The organism is Bacillus sp. Xin1 (assembly GCF_013314535.1).
In the GTDB taxonomy this organism is placed as follows: domain Bacteria; phylum Bacillota; class Bacilli; order Bacillales; family Bacillaceae_G; genus Bacillus_A.
On sequence record NZ_JABUAE010000017.1, the window covers coordinates 38,872 to 59,408 of the forward strand.

At 37.4% G+C, this 20,537-nt stretch carries 20 protein-coding genes; all 20 read left to right on the forward strand.

The window, feature by feature from the left end:
- Window positions 1-2: 2 nt before the first annotated feature.
- The 20 genes from lepB (at window position 3) to rseP (ending at window position 20,422) form a co-directional block, all read left to right on the forward strand.
- Window positions 3-554 carry a signal peptidase I gene (gene lepB / locus HRG09_RS15920; RefSeq protein WP_174101820.1) on the forward strand — a complete coding sequence of 184 codons (552 nt, stop codon included), beginning with the start codon at window positions 3-5 and terminating at the stop codon, window positions 552-554.
- A gap of 22 nt (window positions 555-576) precedes the next feature.
- The gene (gene ylqF, locus HRG09_RS15925; protein WP_174101821.1) at window positions 577-1,455 is read left to right on the forward strand and encodes a ribosome biogenesis GTPase YlqF; all 879 of its coding nucleotides are present in this window, start codon (window positions 577-579) and stop codon (window positions 1,453-1,455) included.
- A gap of 55 nt (window positions 1,456-1,510) precedes the next feature.
- Window positions 1,511-2,284, forward strand: coding sequence for a ribonuclease HII (locus tag HRG09_RS15930; RefSeq protein ID WP_174101822.1), 774 nt, complete (start codon window positions 1,511-1,513; stop codon window positions 2,282-2,284).
- A 194-nt stretch (window positions 2,285-2,478) separates the two neighbouring features.
- The gene (gene sucC, locus HRG09_RS15935; protein ID WP_026590313.1) at window positions 2,479-3,639 is read left to right on the forward strand and encodes an ADP-forming succinate--CoA ligase subunit beta; all 1,161 of its coding nucleotides are present in this window, start codon (window positions 2,479-2,481) and stop codon (window positions 3,637-3,639) included.
- 19 nt (window positions 3,640-3,658) lie between these two features.
- The gene (gene sucD, locus HRG09_RS15940) at window positions 3,659-4,561 is read left to right on the forward strand and encodes a succinate--CoA ligase subunit alpha (protein ID WP_174101823.1); all 903 of its coding nucleotides are present in this window, start codon (window positions 3,659-3,661) and stop codon (window positions 4,559-4,561) included.
- Window positions 4,562-4,650: 89 nt separating this feature from the next.
- A complete protein-coding gene (gene dprA, locus HRG09_RS15945; protein WP_174101824.1) occupies window positions 4,651-5,520 on the forward strand; it encodes a DNA-processing protein DprA in 870 nt (289 codons plus the stop codon).
- Between the two features lie 144 nt (window positions 5,521-5,664).
- A complete protein-coding gene (gene topA / locus HRG09_RS15950) occupies window positions 5,665-7,743 on the forward strand; it encodes a type I DNA topoisomerase (protein ID WP_174101825.1) in 2,079 nt (692 codons plus the stop codon).
- A 51-nt stretch (window positions 7,744-7,794) separates the two neighbouring features.
- Complete coding sequence (trmFO, locus tag HRG09_RS15955) at window positions 7,795-9,099, forward strand: FADH(2)-oxidizing methylenetetrahydrofolate--tRNA-(uracil(54)-C(5))-methyltransferase TrmFO (protein WP_174101827.1); 1,305 nt, start codon at window positions 7,795-7,797, stop codon at window positions 9,097-9,099.
- Between the two features lie 65 nt (window positions 9,100-9,164).
- Entirely contained in the window at window positions 9,165-10,064 is a 900-nt protein-coding gene (gene xerC / locus HRG09_RS15960; protein WP_174101829.1) for a tyrosine recombinase XerC, read from the forward strand.
- Between the two features lie 42 nt (window positions 10,065-10,106).
- Window positions 10,107-10,649, forward strand: a complete 543-nt coding sequence (hslV, locus tag HRG09_RS15965; RefSeq protein ID WP_003199482.1) for an ATP-dependent protease proteolytic subunit HslV — start codon at window positions 10,107-10,109, stop codon at window positions 10,647-10,649.
- 22 nt (window positions 10,650-10,671) lie between these two features.
- Window positions 10,672-12,063: an ATP-dependent protease ATPase subunit HslU gene (hslU, locus tag HRG09_RS15970; RefSeq protein ID WP_174101830.1), complete on the forward strand. Its 1,392-nt coding sequence runs from the start codon at window positions 10,672-10,674 to the stop codon at window positions 12,061-12,063.
- Window positions 12,064-12,140: 77 nt separating this feature from the next.
- A complete protein-coding gene (gene codY, locus HRG09_RS15975; RefSeq protein WP_000421292.1) occupies window positions 12,141-12,920 on the forward strand; it encodes a GTP-sensing pleiotropic transcriptional regulator CodY in 780 nt (259 codons plus the stop codon).
- A 373-nt stretch (window positions 12,921-13,293) separates the two neighbouring features.
- Window positions 13,294-13,995 (forward strand): 30S ribosomal protein S2, encoded by a 702-nt coding sequence (rpsB, locus tag HRG09_RS15980; RefSeq protein WP_018764712.1) that lies wholly within the window; start codon window positions 13,294-13,296, stop codon window positions 13,993-13,995.
- Between the two features lie 82 nt (window positions 13,996-14,077).
- A complete protein-coding gene (tsf, locus tag HRG09_RS15985) occupies window positions 14,078-14,965 on the forward strand; it encodes a translation elongation factor Ts (RefSeq protein ID WP_174101832.1) in 888 nt (295 codons plus the stop codon).
- Window positions 14,966-15,031: 66 nt separating this feature from the next.
- Window positions 15,032-15,754 carry a UMP kinase gene (pyrH, locus tag HRG09_RS15990; protein WP_098490016.1) on the forward strand — a complete coding sequence of 241 codons (723 nt, stop codon included), beginning with the start codon at window positions 15,032-15,034 and terminating at the stop codon, window positions 15,752-15,754.
- Window positions 15,755-15,756: 2 nt separating this feature from the next.
- Window positions 15,757-16,314 carry a ribosome recycling factor gene (frr, locus tag HRG09_RS15995; RefSeq protein ID WP_174101834.1) on the forward strand — a complete coding sequence of 186 codons (558 nt, stop codon included), beginning with the start codon at window positions 15,757-15,759 and terminating at the stop codon, window positions 16,312-16,314.
- 85 nt (window positions 16,315-16,399) lie between these two features.
- Window positions 16,400-17,176: an undecaprenyl pyrophosphate synthase gene (uppS, locus tag HRG09_RS16000; RefSeq protein WP_174101836.1), complete on the forward strand. Its 777-nt coding sequence runs from the start codon at window positions 16,400-16,402 to the stop codon at window positions 17,174-17,176.
- 17 nt (window positions 17,177-17,193) lie between these two features.
- Entirely contained in the window at window positions 17,194-17,985 is a 792-nt protein-coding gene (locus HRG09_RS16005) for a phosphatidate cytidylyltransferase (RefSeq protein WP_174101838.1), read from the forward strand.
- A 20-nt stretch (window positions 17,986-18,005) separates the two neighbouring features.
- Window positions 18,006-19,148, forward strand: a complete 1,143-nt coding sequence (gene dxr / locus HRG09_RS16010) for a 1-deoxy-D-xylulose-5-phosphate reductoisomerase (RefSeq protein ID WP_174101840.1) — start codon at window positions 18,006-18,008, stop codon at window positions 19,146-19,148.
- Between the two features lie 17 nt (window positions 19,149-19,165).
- Window positions 19,166-20,422, forward strand: coding sequence for an RIP metalloprotease RseP (gene rseP / locus HRG09_RS16015; protein ID WP_174101842.1), 1,257 nt, complete (start codon window positions 19,166-19,168; stop codon window positions 20,420-20,422).
- The last annotated feature ends 115 nt before the right edge of the window (window positions 20,423-20,537 follow it).

Genomic DNA, 20,537 nt, shown 5'->3' on the forward strand with positions numbered 1-20,537 from the left:
ACATGAAGAAAGAGAAGAGTTCGCTTTGGGAATGGATAAAAGCAATTTTGATTGCTGTCGTGTTAGCTGGTGTCATTAGACAGTTTTTCTTTGCACCAATTCTTGTAGATGGTGTATCAATGTCACCGACGTTACATGATCGTGATCGAATGATCGTCAATAAAATTGGCTATCACATTGGAGAACCGAAACATTTTGACATAATCGTATTCCGAGCAACAGAAGAAAAAGATTATATTAAACGTGTTATCGGCTTGCCGGGCGATGAAATTGAGTATCGTAATGATACACTCTATATTAACGGAAAACCTTATGAGGAACCGTATTTAGACAAGCAGAAAAAACAACTTGCTGATGGACCACTTACATATGATTTTAAGCTTGAAGAGATTATAGGTAAAAAAACTGTTCCTAAAGGTCAATTATTTGTACTAGGTGACAATCGTCGTTTTAGTAAAGATAGTCGTACCATTGGAACAATTTCAATGGACCAAGTAATTGGAGAAGCAAATATGTTATATTGGCCGTTAAAAGATGCACGTATTGTGAAATAAACGAAAAAAAGAAGGTGGCAACATGGTAATTCAATGGTTTCCAGGGCATATGGCAAAAGCGAGGCGCCAAGTAACAGAAAAATTAAAGTTAATCGATGCTGTAATTGAACTTGTAGACGCCCGTTTACCTTTATCTTCCCGAAATCCGATGATCGATGAAATTATTACACATAAACCGAGATTGGTCGTTTTAAATAAGGCTGATATGGCAGATGATCGTTTAACTAAGCAATGGATCGCTTATTTTGAAGAGAAGGGTCATAAAGCGATTTCGATTAATGCACAAGCTGGACAAGGTATGAAAGAAATTACAGCGGCATGTAAAGTACTTGTAAAAGAAAAATTTGATAAAATGATTGCAAAAGGGATTAAACCAAGAGCGATTCGCGCATTAATCGTTGGGATTCCGAACGTCGGGAAATCTACGTTAATTAATAAATTAGCAAAGAAAAATATCGCGAAAACAGGTGATCGACCAGGTGTTACAACAGCTCAGCAATGGATTAAAGTAGGCAAGGAAATGGAGTTGTTAGACACACCGGGGATTTTATGGCCGAAATTTGAAGATGAATTAGTAGGACTTCGCCTTGCGACGACTGGTGCAATTAAAGATTCTATTTTAAATTTACAGGATGTAGCGGTCTATGCGCTTCGCTTTATGGAAAAACATTATCCAGAACGCTTACAAGAGCGTTATAAATTAGATGTAATTCCAGAAGACATCGTAGAATTATTTGATGCGATTGGAAAGAATAGAGGATGTTTAATGGGCGGTGGCCTTGTTGATTATGACAAAACATCAGAACTTGTTCTTCGAGAACTTCGTGGTGGTAAACTCGGGAAAATGACATTTGAAACACCAGATGAATTTGTAGAAGAAGTAGAGGTAGAGGGAGTATAAGACGTGCGTTTGTGCGTCTTTTCTTTTTGGCTGTGTTTAAAAGGAGTGTACACTGATGGAAAAAATCACGATACAAGAAGTGGAAGGTTTGCTACAAGAAATTACGAATGAAGAAGATGAACGGTTTCAAATGTTGATGAAAGACGAACGGAAAGGTGTCCAAAAGTTAATTTTGAAGTGGTATAAACAAAAAGAGTTAGCACAAAAGGAAAAAGAAAAGTTTTTAGAAATGTCAAAGTATGAAAAAGCGCTACGTGAAAAAGGACTTACATACATTGCTGGTATCGATGAAGTGGGAAGGGGGCCTCTAGCAGGGCCTGTTGTAACGGCTGCTGTGATCCTTCCAGAAGATTTTTATATTCCAGGTTTAAATGACTCGAAAAAATTAAGTGAAGCGAAACGTGAGCGTTTTTATGATGAAATTAAAGAGAAAGCCATTGCAATTGGTGTTGGAATTGTGTCACCACAAGTTATTGATGAAATAAATATTTATCAAGCAACGAAACAAGCGATGTTAGATGCGATTGAAAAATTATCATGTACACCAGAATATTTATTAATTGATGCGATGAAGCTTCCTACACCAATTCCGCAAACATCAATTGTAAAAGGTGATGCAAAAAGTATTTCTATTTCAGCTGCATCTATTATTGCCAAAGTGACGAGAGATCGTATGATGAAAGAACTTGGGAAAAAGTATCCTGCATATGGATTTGAACAGCATATGGGATATGGAACGAAACAACACTTAGAGGCAATTGATACATATGGGGTATTGGAGGAGCATCGAAAAACATTTGCACCAATTAAAGATATGATTCAAAAATAAGCTGTGAATTCACAGCTTATTTTTTTATTTTCGCATATTAACATTACTATTTTCAAAAAAGAATAAAGCGATTTCAGTTTTCTGAAACTTTATTGTAGACAGCGTGGCAATCATTTTATACAATGGCAATGTAGTGTTTTTTAAACATTAAAAAACTTTTTGAGTAAAACAGGAAAATAGGGGAGGATGGGACCATGAATATCCATGAGTACCAAGGTAAGGCAGTCCTTAGAAGCTATGGGGTTAGCGTTCCGAACGGGAAGGTTGCCTTTACAGTAGAAGAAGCTGTAGAAGCAGCGAAAGAATTAGGAACAGATGTATGTGTAGTAAAAGCGCAAATTCACGCTGGTGGACGCGGCAAAGCTGGCGGTGTAAAAGTTGCGAAAAACTTAGATGAAGTTCGTACATATGCGGAAAGTATATTAGGTACTACGCTTGTTACGCATCAAACAGGTCCTGAAGGTAAGGAAGTAAAACGCTTACTTATTGAAGAAGGTTGCGATATTAAAAAAGAATATTATGTTGGTCTAGTTTTAGATCGTGCGACTTCTCAAGTTGTTTTAATGGCTTCTGAAGAAGGCGGAACAGAAATTGAAGAAGTAGCAGAAAAAACACCAGAAAAAATCTTTAAAGAATATATTGATCCAGCAGTAGGTCTGCAAGGTTTCCAAGCACGCCGTATTGCATTTAACATCAATATTCCAAACGAGCTTGTAGGACAAGCTGTGAAGTTTATGATGGGATTATATCGTGCTTATATCGAAAAAGATTGCTCTATTGCAGAAATTAACCCACTTGTTACAACAGGTGACGGGAAAGTTATGGCGTTAGATGCAAAATTAAACTTTGATTCTAATGCATTATATCGTCATAAAGATATTTTAGAACTTCGTGATCTTGAAGAAGAAGATCCGAAAGAAATTGAAGCTTCTAAATATGACTTAAACTATATTCCTTTAGATGGAAATATTGGTTGTATGGTAAATGGTGCAGGATTAGCGATGGCAACAATGGATATCATTAAACATTACCATGGTGATCCAGCTAACTTCCTAGATGTTGGTGGCGGTGCTACAGCTGAAAAAGTTACAGAAGCATTCAAAATTATTCTTTCTGATAAAAATGTAAAAGGTATTTTCGTTAACATTTTTGGTGGCATTATGAAATGTGATGTAATTGCAGAAGGTGTTATTGAAGCGACTAAACAAGTAGGTCTTGAATTACCACTTGTTGTTCGTCTTGAAGGTACAAATGTTGAGTTAGGTAAGAAGATTTTAAATGAATCTGGTTTAAATATCGTTGCAGCAGAATCTATGGCAGACGGTGCACAAAAAATTGTTTCACTAGTGGGCTAATAGAAAGCGGGGGAGAAAAATGAGCGTATTAGTTAATAAAGATACAAAAGTTATTGTACAAGGTATTACTGGTTCACAAGGTTTATTCCATACAAAACAAATGATTGAATATGGTACGAAAATTGTCGGTGGTGTAACACCTGGTAAAGGTGGCACTGAAATTGAAGGTGTACCTGTCTTTAATACAGTAGAAGATGCTGTAAAAGCAACGGGTGCAAATGCTTCAGTTGTGTACGTTCCACCCGCTTTTGCGGCTGATGCAATTATGGAAGCTGTTGATGCAGAGATTGACTTAGTAGTATGTATTACAGAAGGAATCCCTGTATTAGACATGGTTCAAGTTAAGAAATATATGGCAGGTAAACAGACACGTTTACTTGGTCCAAACTGTCCAGGTGTTATTACACCAGATGAATGTAAGATTGGTATTATGCCAGGATATATTCATAAAAAAGGTCATGTAGGTATTGTATCTCGATCTGGTACATTGACATATGAAGCTGTACATCAATTAACACAAGAAGGCATTGGTCAATCTACTGCTGTAGGTATCGGCGGTGACCCTGTTAATGGTACAGACTTTATTGACGCGTTAAAAGCGTTTAATGAAGATGAAGAAACACATGCTGTGATTATGATTGGTGAAATCGGCGGAACAGCAGAAGAAGAAGCTGCTGAGTGGGTAAAAGCAAATATGACAAAACCTGTTGTTGGATTTATCGGTGGTCAAACAGCGCCTGCAGGAAAACGTATGGGCCATGCTGGTGCCATTATTTCTGGCGGCAAAGGTACAGCTGCTGAAAAAATTAAAACAATGGAAGCTTGTGGTATCAAAGTTGCTGAAACACCAGCTGTTATGGGTGAAACTTTAATCTCTGTTTTAAAAGAAAAGGGATTATTTGAAACTTGTAAAAACTATTAATCTTTTTGAAAGACACCTTCATGCTAGAAGGTGTCTTTTTACACTTTTTTCTGTTTACATAATAAAAATTATGGGTAAGGAGAATGGTCATGAAAAGGGAACGATTGCTCCATCTTCATTATGTATTAGCAGATTATTGGAAAGTATTGAATCGCTTACTGCGTATAGATCCAGAAATAAAGAAACTGTACAGTTTTAGCTCGGTAGAATTTGAAAAATATGCTGGGTTAACTCCGAAAAAATCTTCTGAATTAGTTCGCTTCTTACAAACATCTATTCCCTCACAATGTACATGTCATTTAGAAGAAAATCATATTTTTTGCGTCACAATATGGGATGATGATTATCCGGAATTATTACGTGAAATAGCAGATCCGCCTTTCGTTTTATATGGGAAAGGAAAGAGAGAATTATTAGAAAAAACAAATAAAATTGCAGTGGTTGGAACAAGAAAACCTTCTTTATACGGGAGAGGAAGCATACAATCTATTTTACAACCGCTACTAGATAAAGAATGGTTAATTGTAAGTGGTTTTGCAAGTGGGATTGATACGATTGCTCACCAAATCGCAGTGCAGCAACATAGTTCCACTATTGCTGTCTTAGGCCATGGATTAAAGTATATGTATCCGAAAGATAATTGGTATTTTTATAAAAGATGGAGGGATGACGTCCTGCTATTAACAGAATATCCGCCACACTATCCTCCTAGGAAATGGTATTTCCCAAAGAGAAATCGAATTATAAGCGGTCTTTGTAAAGGAGTTCTAGTAGTGGAAGCAAAATCAAAAAGTGGCTCGCTTATTACAGCAGATCTCGCTTTAGAACAAAATAGGGAGGTATTTGCTCTTCCAGGTCCTATTTTTACGGAAAGTGCAGTAGGAACAAATCAACTCATAAAGCAAGGAGCAAAACTTGTTCAGAAAGCAGAGGATATTCTTGAAGAATTTTCAAATTAACCGTATATTTTTATGTTTTTATTAAACAATTATTGACAAATGGTAGATTGGCACTGTATGTTATACTCATTCTTGATTGACAAAAACAAGAGAAATCAATAAGATTAATGAAGACTTGAATCCACCTCTTAAGGAGGCACTAGCATGTCAGATTACCTCGTAATCGTGGAGTCGCCTTCTAAGGCGAAAACCATTGAGAAATATTTAGGGAAAAAATACAAAGTCGTCGCGTCTATGGGACATGTTCGCGATTTACCTAAAAGTCAAATGGGGATAGAAGTAAAAAATAACTTCACCCCGAAGTATATTACCATCCGTGGTAAAGGTCCTGTTTTAAAAGATTTAAAATCAGCAGCAAAAAAAGCAAAAAAAGTCTATCTCGCGGCCGATCCAGACCGCGAAGGGGAAGCGATTGCTTGGCATTTAGCCAATACGCTAAATGTGGATATTGAATCAGATTGCCGGGTTGTGTTTAATGAAATTACAAAAGATGCGATTAAAGAGTCGTTTAAGCATCCTCGTGCAATTAATATGGATTTAGTAGATGCACAGCAAGCAAGACGGATACTTGATCGCCTTGTTGGGTATAATATTAGTCCTTTATTATGGAAGAAAGTCAAAAAAGGATTAAGTGCAGGACGTGTACAATCTGTAGCAGTTCGTTTAATTATTGATCGTGAAAAAGAAATTCAAAGTTTTATTCCGGAAGAGTTTTGGACAATTAAAACAGAATTTGTAAAAGGAAAAGACACATTTGAAGCATCTTTTTACGGTGTAAACGGAGAAAAGGTTCAATTAACAAATGAAGCGCAAGTAAAAAGCATAATTGAAACAATGAAAGATAATGCGTTTTCAGTTGAAAATGTAACGAAAAAAGAGCGGAAACGTAATCCTGCATTACCATTTACAACGTCTTCCTTACAGCAAGAAGCTGCACGTAAATTAAATATGCGAGCAAAGAAAACAATGATGCTTGCGCAGCAGTTATACGAAGGAATAGATATTGGCAAACAGGGAACTGTAGGTCTTATTACGTATATGAGAACAGACTCAACGCGTATTTCAGAAACAGCTCAAGAAGAAGCACGTTCTTACATTACTGAAGCGTTTGGCTCGGAATACATAGGAACAGAGAAGAAGAAGGAAACAAAAAAAGCGAATGCACAGGATGCGCATGAAGCAATTCGTCCAACTTCTGTAATGAGGAAGCCAGAGGAACTGAAGAGTTTCTTAAGTCGTGACCAACATCGTTTGTACAAATTGATTTGGGAGCGATTTGTTGCAAGTCAAATGGCATCTGCTATAATGGATACTGTTACAGCTAGACTCATTAATAATAATGTTCAATTCCGCGCGAGTGGATCAGTAGTGAAATTCCCAGGTTTTATGAAAGTATATGTGGAGTCGAAAGATGATGGTGCGGAAGAAAAAGATAAAATGCTACCTTCTTTAGAAATAGGGGAAACTGTATTTTCAAAAGATGTGGAGCCAAAGCAGCATTTTACGCAGCCGCCACCACGTTATACAGAGGCTCGTTTAGTTAGAACACTTGAAGAACTTGGAATTGGGAGACCGTCTACTTACGTACCGACACTTGAAACGATTCAAAAGCGAGGATATGTTGCATTAGACAATAAACGATTTGTTCCGACTGAACTTGGAGAAATTGTAATTGAACTTATTTTAGAGTTTTTCCCAGAAATTATTAACATTGAATTTACGGCCAATATGGAGCAAAACCTTGATGAAGTAGAAGATGGGAAAGCAAATTGGGTAAAAATTGTTGATGATTTCTACGTAGGCTTTGAACCCCGTTTAGAAAAAGCGGAAAAGGAGATGCGTGAAGTCGAAATTAAAGATGAACCCGCTGGGGAAGATTGTGAATTATGCGGTCACCCAATGGTCTTTAAAATGGGCAAATACGGGAAGTTTATGGCTTGTTCTAATTTTCCAGATTGTCGTAATACAAAACCAATTGTGAAAGAAATTGGTGTAACTTGTCCGAAATGTGATAAAGGACAAATTATTGAACGCCGAAGCAATAAAAAGAAACGTCTTTTCTATGGATGTGGTACGTATCCAGAATGCGACTTTGTATCTTGGGATAAACCGATTGGCCGGAAATGTCCGAAATGTGAAGGTATGCTCGTAGAGAAGAAGCTGAAAAAAGGCGTTCAAGTACAATGTATTTCTTGTGATTATGAAGAAGAACAACAAATGTGAGCGTAACTGCTCACATTTTTTTCGGGATAGAAAAGGAAAGGTGATAAATACATGACAACACAAGTAGTAAACGTCATTGGCGCAGGTCTTGCAGGAAGTGAAGCAGCTTATCAAATTGCAAAACGTGGTGTCCAAGTAAAATTATATGAAATGAGACCAGTAAGACAAACCCCAGCTCATCATACAGATAAATTTGCCGAGTTAGTATGTAGTAACTCACTTCGTGCAAATACATTAACAAATGCTGTTGGTGTCATTAAAGAAGAAATGCGCAAAATGGATTCTGTTATTATTCGTGCGGCAGATGAGTGTTCTGTTCCAGCAGGAGGAGCATTGGCTGTAGATCGTCATGAATTCGCAGCAAAAGTAACGGAGTATGTGAAAAATCATCCAAACGTAACTGTGATGAATGAAGAAATGACGGGAATTCCAGAAGGGCCAACTGTTATCGCAACAGGTCCACTTACATCTCCAGATCTTTCTGCACAACTAAAAGAGTTAACGGGTGAAGATTATTTTTATTTCTATGATGCAGCTGCACCAATTGTGGAAAAAGAAAGCATCGATATGAACAAAGTATATTTAAAATCTCGTTATGATAAGGGAGAAGCTGCTTATTTAAATTGTCCAATGACAGAAGAAGAGTTCGACCGTTTTTATGATGCTTTAATTGCTGCAGAGACAGTACCATTAAAAGAATTTGAGAAGGAAGTATTCTTTGAAGGTTGTATGCCTGTAGAAGTAATGGCAAGCCGTGGTAGACAGACATTGTTATTTGGACCGATGAAACCGGTGGGGTTAGAAGATCCGAAAACGGGTAAAACGCCATACGCTGTTGTTCAATTACGTCAAGATGATGCAGCAGGAACGTTATACAATATTGTTGGGTTCCAAACACACTTAAAGTGGGGACCTCAAAAAGAAGTATTACAATTAATTCCTGGACTCGAAAATGCAGAAATTGTACGATATGGTGTCATGCATCGTAATACGTTTATTAATTCACCGAAATTACTTCGTCCAACATACCAATATAAGCATCGTGATGATTTATTCTTTGCGGGACAAATGACAGGTGTTGAAGGGTATGTAGAATCGGCTGCTTCAGGACTATTAGCAGGTATTAATGCAGCTCGTCTTGTAAAGGGAGAGGAGCCTGTTGTATTGCCTCCTGTAACTGCAATGGGAAGTATGGCGAATTATATTACTGCAACAAACGCGAAAAACTTCCAACCGATGAATGCAAACTTTGGTTTATTTGCACCGTTAGAAAAGAAAATTAAAAAGAAACAAGAGCGAAACGAAGCATATGCAACACGCGCTTTAGAAACAATTCAAAATTTTGTAAATATTTAGTTAAATTTCTTGCAAAGGCTACTGAGTTGTGATACGATTTAGTAGCCTTTATTGAGGTGAGTTATATGAATGTGAAGAAATTGTTACAATTATTCGTTGGATATTTACAAATTGAAAGAAATTATTCAAAATATACAATTGCAAGTTATCAAAATGATTTAGAACATTTTGTGCAATTTATGGAGCGAGAAGGCATATCCTCTTTTTTAGATGTTACATATGTAGATGTTCGTTTGTACTTAACGACGTTACACGATGAAAAGCTAGCCCGTAAATCTGTGGCGAGAAAAGTATCAAGTTTACGAAGTTTATATCGTTTTCTGATGCGTGAAGGATATCGAGAAGATAATCCGTTTGCACTTGCGTCACTCCCCAAAAAAGAATGGTCAATCCCAAAGTTTTTGTACGTTGAAGAATTAGAGAAATTATTTGAAGTTTCTGACGCGGAAACACCACTTGGTCAAAGGAATCAAGCCTTATTAGAGCTTATGTATGCGACAGGGATTCGTGTAAGTGAATGTGTAAGTTTACAACTTGCTGATATTGATTTTTCGGTAGGAACAATTCTAGTGACGGGAAAAGGCAAAAAGCAAAGATACGTTCCGTTTGGAAGTTATGCACAAGATGCTTTAATTACTTATATAGAAAACGGGAGAAAACAGTTAGCTAAAAAAACAGAGGAACACTCTCAAATGGTGTTTTTAAATGCAAAGGGTACGCCGTTAACAGATCGAGGTGTGCGTTATATTTTGAATGAGCTCATTAAGAAAGCGTCTCTTACAATGAAAATAAGTCCACATATGTTAAGGCATACATTTGCTACACATATGTTAGATGAAGGTGCAGATTTACGAACTGTGCAGGAGCTATTAGGTCATGAAAATTTATCAACGACACAAATTTATACGCATGTTTCAAAAGAAAGATTACGTTCTGTTTACATGAAGCACCACCCACGGGCATAAATTGCTTTTAAAGCTATAAAAACATATAAAGGAGTTTTTTCTATGGGAAATTTCCACGCTACAACGATATTTGCCATTCACCATAATGGAGAGTGTGCTATGGCTGGCGACGGACAAGTGACATTTGGTAATGCCGTTGTGATGAAACATACAGCACGCAAAGTTCGAAAGCTATTTCAAGGAAAGGTGTTAGCTGGATTTGCAGGTTCTGTTGCAGATGCGTTTACACTTTTTGAAATGTTTGAGGGGAAATTAGAAGAGTATAATGGAAACCTACAACGTGCTGCAGTTGAAATGGCGAAACAATGGCGTGGTGATAAAATGCTGCGTCAATTGGAAGCGATGTTAATTGTGATGGATCAAACAACGTTACTCCTTGTTTCAGGAACAGGAGAAGTAATAGAACCGGATGATGGCATTTTAGCAATCGGTTCAGGTGGACATTATGCACTTGCAGCTGGTCGAGCTTTAAAACAACATGCAAGTGAACATTTAACAGCAAAAGCAATTGCCAAAGCCAGTTTAGAAATTGCTGGTGACATTTGTGTATATACAAATCACAACATTATTGTGGAAGAATTGTAGAATCGTAAGGGAGGCATTTTAGATGCATTTACATTTTACTCCGCGTCAAATTGTAGAAAAATTGGATCAATATATTATTGGGCAAAAAGATGCAAAAAAGGCGGTTGCAGTAGCGCTTAGAAATCGATATCGTCGCAGTAAACTAGCAGAAAACTTACGCGATGAAATTGCGCCAAAGAACATTTTAATGATTGGACCGACAGGAGTCGGAAAGACAGAGGTAGCACGACGAATGGCGAAGCTCGTTGGAGCACCTTTTATTAAGGTTGAAGCGACGAAATTCACAGAAGTTGGATATGTCGGCCGAGATGTAGAATCTATGGTACGCGACCTTGTAGAAACTTCAGTTCGCATCGTAAAAGAAGAACTGGTCGTGAAAGTTAAAGATAAGGCTGAGGAACAAGCGAATCAACGACTTGTTGAAATTTTGGTGCCAAGTCCGCAAAAACAATCTGGGTTTAAAAATCCATTAGAAATGTTGTTTGGTGGAAATCAAAACGCAAATCAGACATCTGAAACACAAGATGACGTAGAAATTGAAAATAAGCGCCGAGAAGTTGAAAAGAAACTTGCTTCAGGTTTACTTGAAGAGGAGATTGTATCAATTGAAGTGACAGAACAACAGTCCTCTATGTTTGATATGTTGCAAGGAACAGGCATGGAACAAATGGGAATGAATTTTCAAGATGCATTAGGAAGTTTTATGCCGAAAAAGACCAAAAAACGAAAACTTTCTGTAAAAGAAGCAAGAAAAGTCTTGACAAATGAGGAAGCACAGCGCTTAATTGATATGGATGAAGTTACACAAGAGGCTGTTTATCGTGCTGAACAGCTCGGAATTATTTTTATTGATGAAATTGACAAAATTGCTGGTAAGCAGTCGAATAGCGTGGATGTATCACGTGAAGGTGTACAGCGTGATATCTTGCCGATTGTCGAAGGATCGAACGTTGCAACGAAATATGGATCGGTGAAAACAGATTATATTTTATTTATTGCGGCTGGTGCCTTTCATATGTCCAAACCGTCTGATTTAATTCCAGAACTGCAAGGAAGATTTCCAATCCGAGTGGAATTAACAAAATTATCGGTAGATGATTTTGTTAAAATTCTTGTAGAACCTGATAATGCTTTAGTGAAACAATATATAGCGTTATTAGCAACTGAAGGTATAGAAATTGAATTTTCTGACGATGCTATTCGTAAGATTGCTGAGATTGCTTATCAAGTTAATCAAGATACGGATAATATTGGAGCGAGAAGACTTCATACCATTATGGAGAAGCTACTTGAAGATTTATCGTTTGAAGCATCTGAAATTACGTTAGAAAAAATAACGATTACACCTCAATATGTAGAGGAAAAATTAGCAACGATTGCTAAAAATAAAGATGTGAGCCAGTTTATTTTGTAATAGTATCATCAGGTGACTCGCCCTAGTTTCCAAGTGATGAAAAAATATGTGAGTAACATGTAGGAGGAACTTTAGAAATGGAATTATTAGCAAAAACGAGAAAATTAAATGCGTTATTACAGAGCGCAGCAGGAAAGCCTGTAAACTTTAGAGAAATGTCAGACACAATGTGTGAAGTAATTGAAGCGAACGTATTCGTAGTAAGTCGTCGCGGTAAATTATTAGGATATGCAATTCACCAACAAATCGAAAACGAGCGCATGAAACAAATGCTTGCAGAGCGTCAATTCCCAGAAGAGTATACGCAAAGTTTATTCAACGTTACAGAAACATCTTCAAACTTAGATGTAAATAGTCAATTTACAGCATTCCCTGTAGAAAATAAAGAACTATTCGGTCAAGGTTTAACTACAATCGTACCAATCGTTGGTGGTGGTGAGCGTCTAGGTACATTAGTGTTAGCTCGTCTTGGCCAAGAATTCTTAGATGACGATTTAATTCTTGCTGAGTATAGCTCAACTGTAGTAGGTATGGAAATCTTACGCGAAAAAGCGGAAGAAATCGAAGAAGAAGCGCGTAGTAAAGCTGTCGTTCAAATGGCGATTAGCTCGTTATCATACAGTGAGTTAGAAGCAATTGAGCACATTTTCGAAGAATTAAACGGAACAGAAGGTCTACTTGTTGCAAGTAAAATTGCTGATCGCGTTGGAATTACTCGTTCTGTAATCGTAAATGCACTTCGTAAATTAGAAAGTGCAGGCGTTATCGAATCTCGTTCTTTAGGTATGAAAGGAACGTATATTAAAGTATTAAACGACAAATTTTTACATGAACTTGCTAAATTAAAAACAAACTAATTTTACAAAAAGGCTCTCTTCATCATGAGGAGGGCTTTTTTATTTTCTAAATGTTGCATTTTAGTAGTGGAAGCTAAATGCTCTGTAAAAGCCTGGTAGTAAGGTTTAACTATCAGTGGTGCTTAAGGTAGAATTGGGATGATCATATTGGAATTGGACTTGAGAGCAGAATAGTAAAATCATAATTAAAAAGAAAGTTTTACATTGTTCGCATTTTCAACTTGATTGTAATATTTCATTATGGTATAGTAAGCAGTGGTGTCAGTACAAAGTACACACGTTTACTGATTTAAGTGTTGGTGCTACGTTTGTAGTTTCGCTTAGAGTTGAAGTAAACGGAGGATATCAAAAACCATTTAGGAGGAACTAAATTATGTCAGTAATTTCTATGAAGCAATTGCTTGAAGCTGGTGTTCACTTCGGACATCAAACTCGTCGTTGGAACCCAAAAATGAAACGTTACATTTTCACAGAGCGTAACGGTATCTACATCATCGACTTACAAAAAACTGTGAAAAAAGTTGAAGAAGCTTTCAACGTAATGCGTAACATCGCTGCTGAAGGTGGCGACATTTTATTCGTAGGTACTAAAAAACAAGCACAAGAAGCTATTAAAGAAGAAGCAACTCGTGCAGGTATGTACTTCGTTAACCAACGTTGGTTAGGTGGAACGTTAACAAACTTCCAAACAATCCAAAAACGTATCAAGCGTCTTAAAGACATCGAAAGAATGCAAGAAGATGGTACATTCGATGTACTTCCTAAGAAAGAAGTTGTTCAACTTAAAAAAGAGTTAGAGCGTCTTGAGAAATTCTTAGGCGGTATTAAAGATATGAAAGGTCTTCCAAGTGCATTATTCGTAGTAGACCCTCGTAAAGAGCGTATTGCAGTTGCTGAAGCACGTAAATTACACATTCCAATCATCGGTATCGTTGATACGAACTGTGATCCAGACGAAATCGATCACGTAATTCCAGCAAACGATGATGCGATTCGTGCTGTAAAACTTCTTACATCTAAAATGGCAGACGCGATCCTTGAAGCAAAACAAGGTGAAGAAACTGTTACTGCGTAACAAATTTGGAAAGGTGATAAGGGGTTCGGCCTTTTATCACCTTTTTTAAGGTATAAATACATATTTTAGGAGGATGAAAAGTATGGCAATCACTGCACAAATGGTAAAAGAACTTCGCGAAAAAACTGGCGCAGGTATGATGGACTGCAAAAAAGCTTTAACAGAAACTAACGGTGACATGGAGAAGGCAATTGACTTCTTACGTGAAAAAGGTATTGCAAAAGCTGCTAAAAAAGCAGACCGCATCGCTGCTGAAGGTTTAACTTTCATCGAAACAAACGGTAACGACGGTTTAATCTTAGAATTAAACTCTGAAACTGATTTCGTTGCGAAAAATGAAGGTTTCCAAACATTAATTAAAGAATTAGCTGCTCACTTATTAGCTAACAAACCAGCTAACGTTGAAGAAGCTATGGCTCAAACAATGGAAAATGGCAAAAAAGTAGAAGAGCACATCAACGAAGCAATCGCTAAAATTGGTGAAAAACTTACACTTCGTCGTTTCGAAATCGTATCAAAAACTGATGCAGATGCATTCGGTGCTTACCTACACATGGGTGGACGCATTGGTGTACTAACAGTTCTTGAAGGTTCTACTGATGAAGCAGCTGCTAAAGATGTAGCAATGCACGTTGCAGCAGTTAACCCTAAATACATCGACCGCGATGCTGTAACAGCTGAAGAAGTTGAGCATGAGCGTCAAGTATTAACGCAACAAGCGTTAAATGAAGGCAAGCCTGAAAAAATCGTTGCAAAAATGGTTGAAGGCCGTCTAGGCAAATTCTTCGAAGAGATTTGCTTACTTGACCAAGCATTCGTTAAAAACCCGGATATGAAAGTTCGTCAGTTCGTTGAGTCTAAAGGAGGAACACTAAAAGGATTCGTTCGCTACGCTGTTGGTGAAGGAATCGAAAAACGTGAAGACAACTTTGCTGAAGAAGTAATGAACCAAGTAAAAGGTAGCAACTAATACAGATTAGGGAACACATTGTGTTCCCTTTTTTAAAATAAAGATGTAAGCAATTGGAGGTTCATTATGAGTAAACCGAAATATAATCGTGTTGTTTTAAAGCTAAGCGGTGAAGCTTTAGCTGGTGAAAAAGGATTTGGAATTAATCCATCTGTTATTAAATCAGTTGCAGAACAAGTGAAAGAAATTGCAGAACTTGATGTAGAGGTTGCTGTTGTTGTAGGTGGCGGTAACATTTGGCGCGGAAAAATCGGAAGCGAAATGGGCATGGACCGTGCGGGCGCGGATTACATGGGCATGTTAGCGACAGTTATGAACTCATTAGCTCTTCAAGATAGCTTGGAGAACATTGGGATTCAAACGCGTGTTCAAACTTCTATTGAAATGCGTCAAGTGGCAGAACCTTACATTCGTCGTAAAGCGATTCGTCACTTAGAGAAGAAACGTGTTGTGATTTTCGCAGCGGGTACGGGTAACCCATATTTCTCTACAGATACAACTGCGGCTTTACGTGCAGCGGAAATCGAAGCTGATGTTATTTTAATGGCAAAAAATAATGTAGACGGTGTTTACAGTGCGGATCCATCTGTTGATGAAACAGCTACGAAATATGAATCACTTACATACTTAGATGTATTGAAAGAAGGTTTAGGTGTAATGGATTCTACTGCTTCTTCATTATGTATGGATAATGACATTCCACTAATTGTATTCTCAGTTATGGAAAAAGGAAATATTAAACGTGCCGTTTTAGGCGAAAATATTGGAACAATTGTAAGGGGGAAATAAACATGGGACAACAAGTATTAAAAGCTGCAAATGAAAAAATGGAAAAAGCAGTTGGTGCTTATTCTCGCGAATTAGCGTCAGTTCGTGCTGGTCGTGCAAGCGCGGCTGCTTTAGATAAGGTACAAGTTGATTACTATGGTGCGCCAACACCTGTTGTGCAATTAGCGAACATTACAGTTCCTGAAGCACGTTTACTTGTCATTCAACCTTATGATAAAACATCTATCGGTGATATTGAAAAAGCGATTTTAAAAGCAGATTTAGGTTTAAACCCTTCTAACGATGGATCAGTAATTCGTATTGCATTCCCTGCGTTAACAGAAGAGCGTCGTAAAGACCTAGTGAAAACTGTTAAAAAATATGCTGAAGAAGCAAAAGTTGCTGTTCGTAACGTACGCCGTGATGCTAATGACGATCTTAAAAAGCTTGAAAAAGCTGGCGATATTACAGAAGACGACTTAAGAGGATACACAGAAGATATCCAAAAAGAAACAGATAAATATATTGCAAAAGTTGACGAAATCGCAAAAAACAAAGAAAAAGAAATCATGGAAGTGTAATAGCGATCCCTTCGCAAATATGACCCTCTTCTTAAGGGGGTCTTTTTACACTTTTAGGCATACGTCTGCTTGTTGGAGGGTATGAATGATGTTTAAAAAGTTTCCTTTTTTTAAAGGTAAAAAGGTCACATCGTTTGATCATCTCATTGAAGAAGTGAAAAAGGGATATATTCCGGAGCACATTGCGATCATTATGGATGGTAATGGAAGATGGGCGAAAAGAAGAGCAATGCCTCGCATTGCTGGACATCATGAAGGAATGCAAGTAGTAAAAAAGATTACGAAATTTGCTAGTAAACTTGATGTAAAAGTGCTGACTCTTTATGCTTTTTCTACTGAGAACTGGAAAAGACCGAAAAAGGAAGTCGACTATTTAATGAAGCTTCCAGAAGAATTTTTAGGTGCATTTTTACCAGAATTGATTGAAGAAAATGTACAAGTTCGAGTAATTGGACAAAAAGATCGTCTTCCTACGCATACGCGCAGAGCGATGGAGAAGGCCATGGAAGATACAAAAGAGAACACGGGATTAATTCTCAATTTTGCGTTAAACTATGGAAGTCGCGATGAAATCGTTTCTGCTGTGCAGCATATGATGAAAGACAGCGAAGAAGGGAAAGTTCGTTCAGAAGATATAAATGAAGAAATGATATCTTCATATTTAATGACAAGTTCTTTACCTGACCCAGACTTGCTTATTCGTACAAGTGGGGAATTGCGTATTAGTAATTTCATGCTATGGCAAATTGCGTATTCGGAGCTTTGGTTTACAGATGTGTATTGGCCAGATTTTACCGAGGAACATTTGCTAAATGCGATTACAGACTTTCAACATAGAGGGCGCAGATTCGGAGGCGTGTAGAAAGAGAGGGTTTGGTAGTGAAACAGAGAATTATTACTGGAGTGATTGCTGCCGCGCTATTCATTCCCATCGTATTTTACGGTGGCGTGCCTTTTACAGTTTTAGTGTATGCACTTGCTTCTATTGGATTATATGAATTAGTTCGTATGAACAAGCTTACACTTATTTCGGTACCAACGTTTTTAGCTGCATTATTATTATGGGTTATTTTAGTTCCAAGTAATGCGCTAGGTATTTTTGATCGGATTGGATTAGATAAATTAGAAATCACATTTTTGATTGTTTTATTACTTTTATCATATACAGTCCTTTCGAAGAATACATTTACTTTTGACAATGCTTCATTTTTACTTATGGCAACAACGTATGTTGCAATGGGGTTCTTATATCTAAATGAAACGAGAATAGCAGGAATCCATTATGTGTTTTATGCATTATTTGTCATTTGGGCAACTGATTCAGGCGCATATTTCATAGGGAAAGCAATTGGAAAAAGAAAATTATGGCCAGAGATTAGTCCGAATAAAACGATAGAAGGTTCATTAGGTGGTATTGTTTGTGGGATTGCCGTTGCTTTTGTATACAATATGTTCTTCACAGTTCAAGAAAATGTGGGAATGTTAATTATTGTTACAATTGCAATCTCCATTTTTGGACAAATTGGTGATTTAGTACAGTCTGCATTTAAACGTCATTACGGTGTGAAAGATTCAGGTACAATCTTACCTGGACACGGTGGAATATTAGATCGAACAGATAGTTGGTTGTTCGTATTACCGATTTTACATTTCTTACATTTCATTTCATAATAAAACGAGGGGTTGGAGTTATGAAAAACATTAGTTTATTAGGTGCAAGTGGATCAATTGGAACACAAACTTTAGATGTACTACGCTCGCACCCAGACCAATTCCGTCTCGTTGCTTTTTCTGTAGGGAAAAATATTGACTATGCAGTAAAAGTCATTCAAGAATTTTCTCCTCAGCTTGTTTCAGTGCAAAGAGAAGAAGATGTTGTAAGGTTACAATCCGTTTCTGGAAATACAAAAGTAGTATACGGTGAAGACGGACTATTAGAGGTAGCTCTTCACCCAGATGCAGAAGTTGTAATCACTGCTGTTGTAGGTAGTGTAGGATTGTTACCTACACTTCGTGCGATTGAGGCGAAAAAGACAATTGGAATTGCAAATAAAGAAACATTAGTAACTGCGGGACATATTATTATGGAAGCTGCGCACAAACATAATGTGTCGTTACTTCCAGTAGATAGCGAGCATTCGGCTATTTTTCAATGTTTGAATGGAGAAAATGAAAAGCGCATCTCTCGTTTAGTTATCACTGCTTCAGGCGGGAGTTTTCGTGATAAAACGAGAGATGAATTGTATCATGTGACAGTAGAGGATGCGCTTCGTCATCCTAACTGGTCAATGGGTTCGAAAATTACAATTGATTCTGCTACAATGATGAATAAGGGGCTGGAAGTGATTGAAGCACATTGGCTTTTCGGCATACCTTATGAGCAAATCGATGTTGTTTTACATAAAGAAAGCATTATTCATTCTATGGTTGAATTTGAAGATCGTAGTGTAATGGCGCAGCTCGGCTCACCAGATATGCGTGTACCAATTCAATATGCACTTACATATCCTGACAGATTACCACTTTTAGATACAAAACAGTTGAATTTGTGGGAAATCGGAACACTGCATTTTGAAAAAATGGATCAAGAACGTTTTCGTTGTCTCCGTTTTGCGTATGAAGCTGGAAAAATGGGCGGAAGCATGCCAGCAGTAATGAATGCGGCGAATGAAGTAGCTGTAGCAGCCTTTTTACAAAAGAAAATTGGTTTCTTAACAGTAGAAGACCTCATTGAAAAAGCAATGCACCATCACAATGTCATTGCACGTCCGAGCTTAGGGGAAATTCAGGAAATTGATGCAGCCACAAGACGGTTTGTGATGGAACAAATTTAGCAAAGGTGGTTATGGAATTGAATACAGCGATTGCCTTTATATTAATTTTCGGTGCACTCGTATTTTTCCATGAGCTAGGGCATCTATATTTCGCAAAAAGAGCAGGTATTTTATGCCGTGAGTTTGCAATTGGTTTTGGACCAAAAGTATTTTCATTTGAAAAGAATGAAACAGTTTATACAGTTCGGCTGTTACCTCTTGGAGGCTATGTTAGAATGGCCGGCGAAGATGCCGAAACGGTTGAATTAAAACCAGGGAAAAAAGTTGGACTTGTGTTAAATGAAAACGAAGAGGTTATGAAATTAGTTTTAGACGGGCGCGAAAAGTATCCGAATGTTCGAGTGATTGAAGTAGAACAAGCTGATTTAGAAAATAATCTCACAATTTCTGGTTACGAAGAGTATGAAGAGGAATTGCAAACATTCCGTGTGAGTGAAAAAGCTCGTATTGTTTCAGCAGGAGAAGAAATACAAATTGCTCCGTTTAACAGACAATTTGGTTCTAAAACGTTAGGACAGCGAGCATTAACAATCTTTGCAGGCCCTGCTATGAACTTTATTCTTGCATTTGTTATTTTTGTTATCATTGGATTGGTACAAGGTATTCCTGTGGATAAACCAATGATTGGGAAAGTAATGAAGGATAGTGTGGCAGAACAAGCAGGCTTGAAACAAGATGATATGATTCAAGCAATTAATGGAAAAGACACGAACACATGGAATGATGTTGTAACGATTGTACGGGAACACCCAAATAAGGAAATTACGCTTCATGTAAAACGTGACAGCGAACAATTTAATGTAAAAGTAACGCCATCAGCTGATACAGAGGGGAAAGAAAAGGTTGGTAGAATTGGTGTATACTCTCCTGTAGAGAAATCTATTTTTGGTTCAATTAAATCAGGTTTTGAGCAGACGTATACATGGACAAAACTAATTTTTGATTCCTTGGTAAAATTAGTAACGGGTCAGTTTTCTATTAATGATTTATCAGGTCCAGTAGGAATTTATAATTTAACAGACCAAGTAGTAGATTATGGTGTCATTCGTGTTCTTAGCTTGGCAGCTGTTTTAAGCATAAACCTCGGTTTATTTAACTTATTACCGGTTCCAGCACTTGATGGAGGACGTTTGTTCTTCTTCTTAATTGAAGCATTGCGCGGGAAACCGATTGATCGTCAAAAAGAAGGAATGGTTCACTTTATTGGTTTTGCGTTATTAATGTTACTTATGTTAGTTGTAACGTGGAATGACATTCGGAAGTTTTTCTTGTAAAATGAAGTGAAACTTGTAGTAAGTGTGAAATTCTCAATGTTTTTTTGGAAAGCGAATGAAATGAATAGAGCTCTGAGAGTTGTAATCCCTCACCTGATCTGAGGTGGGGGGTTTA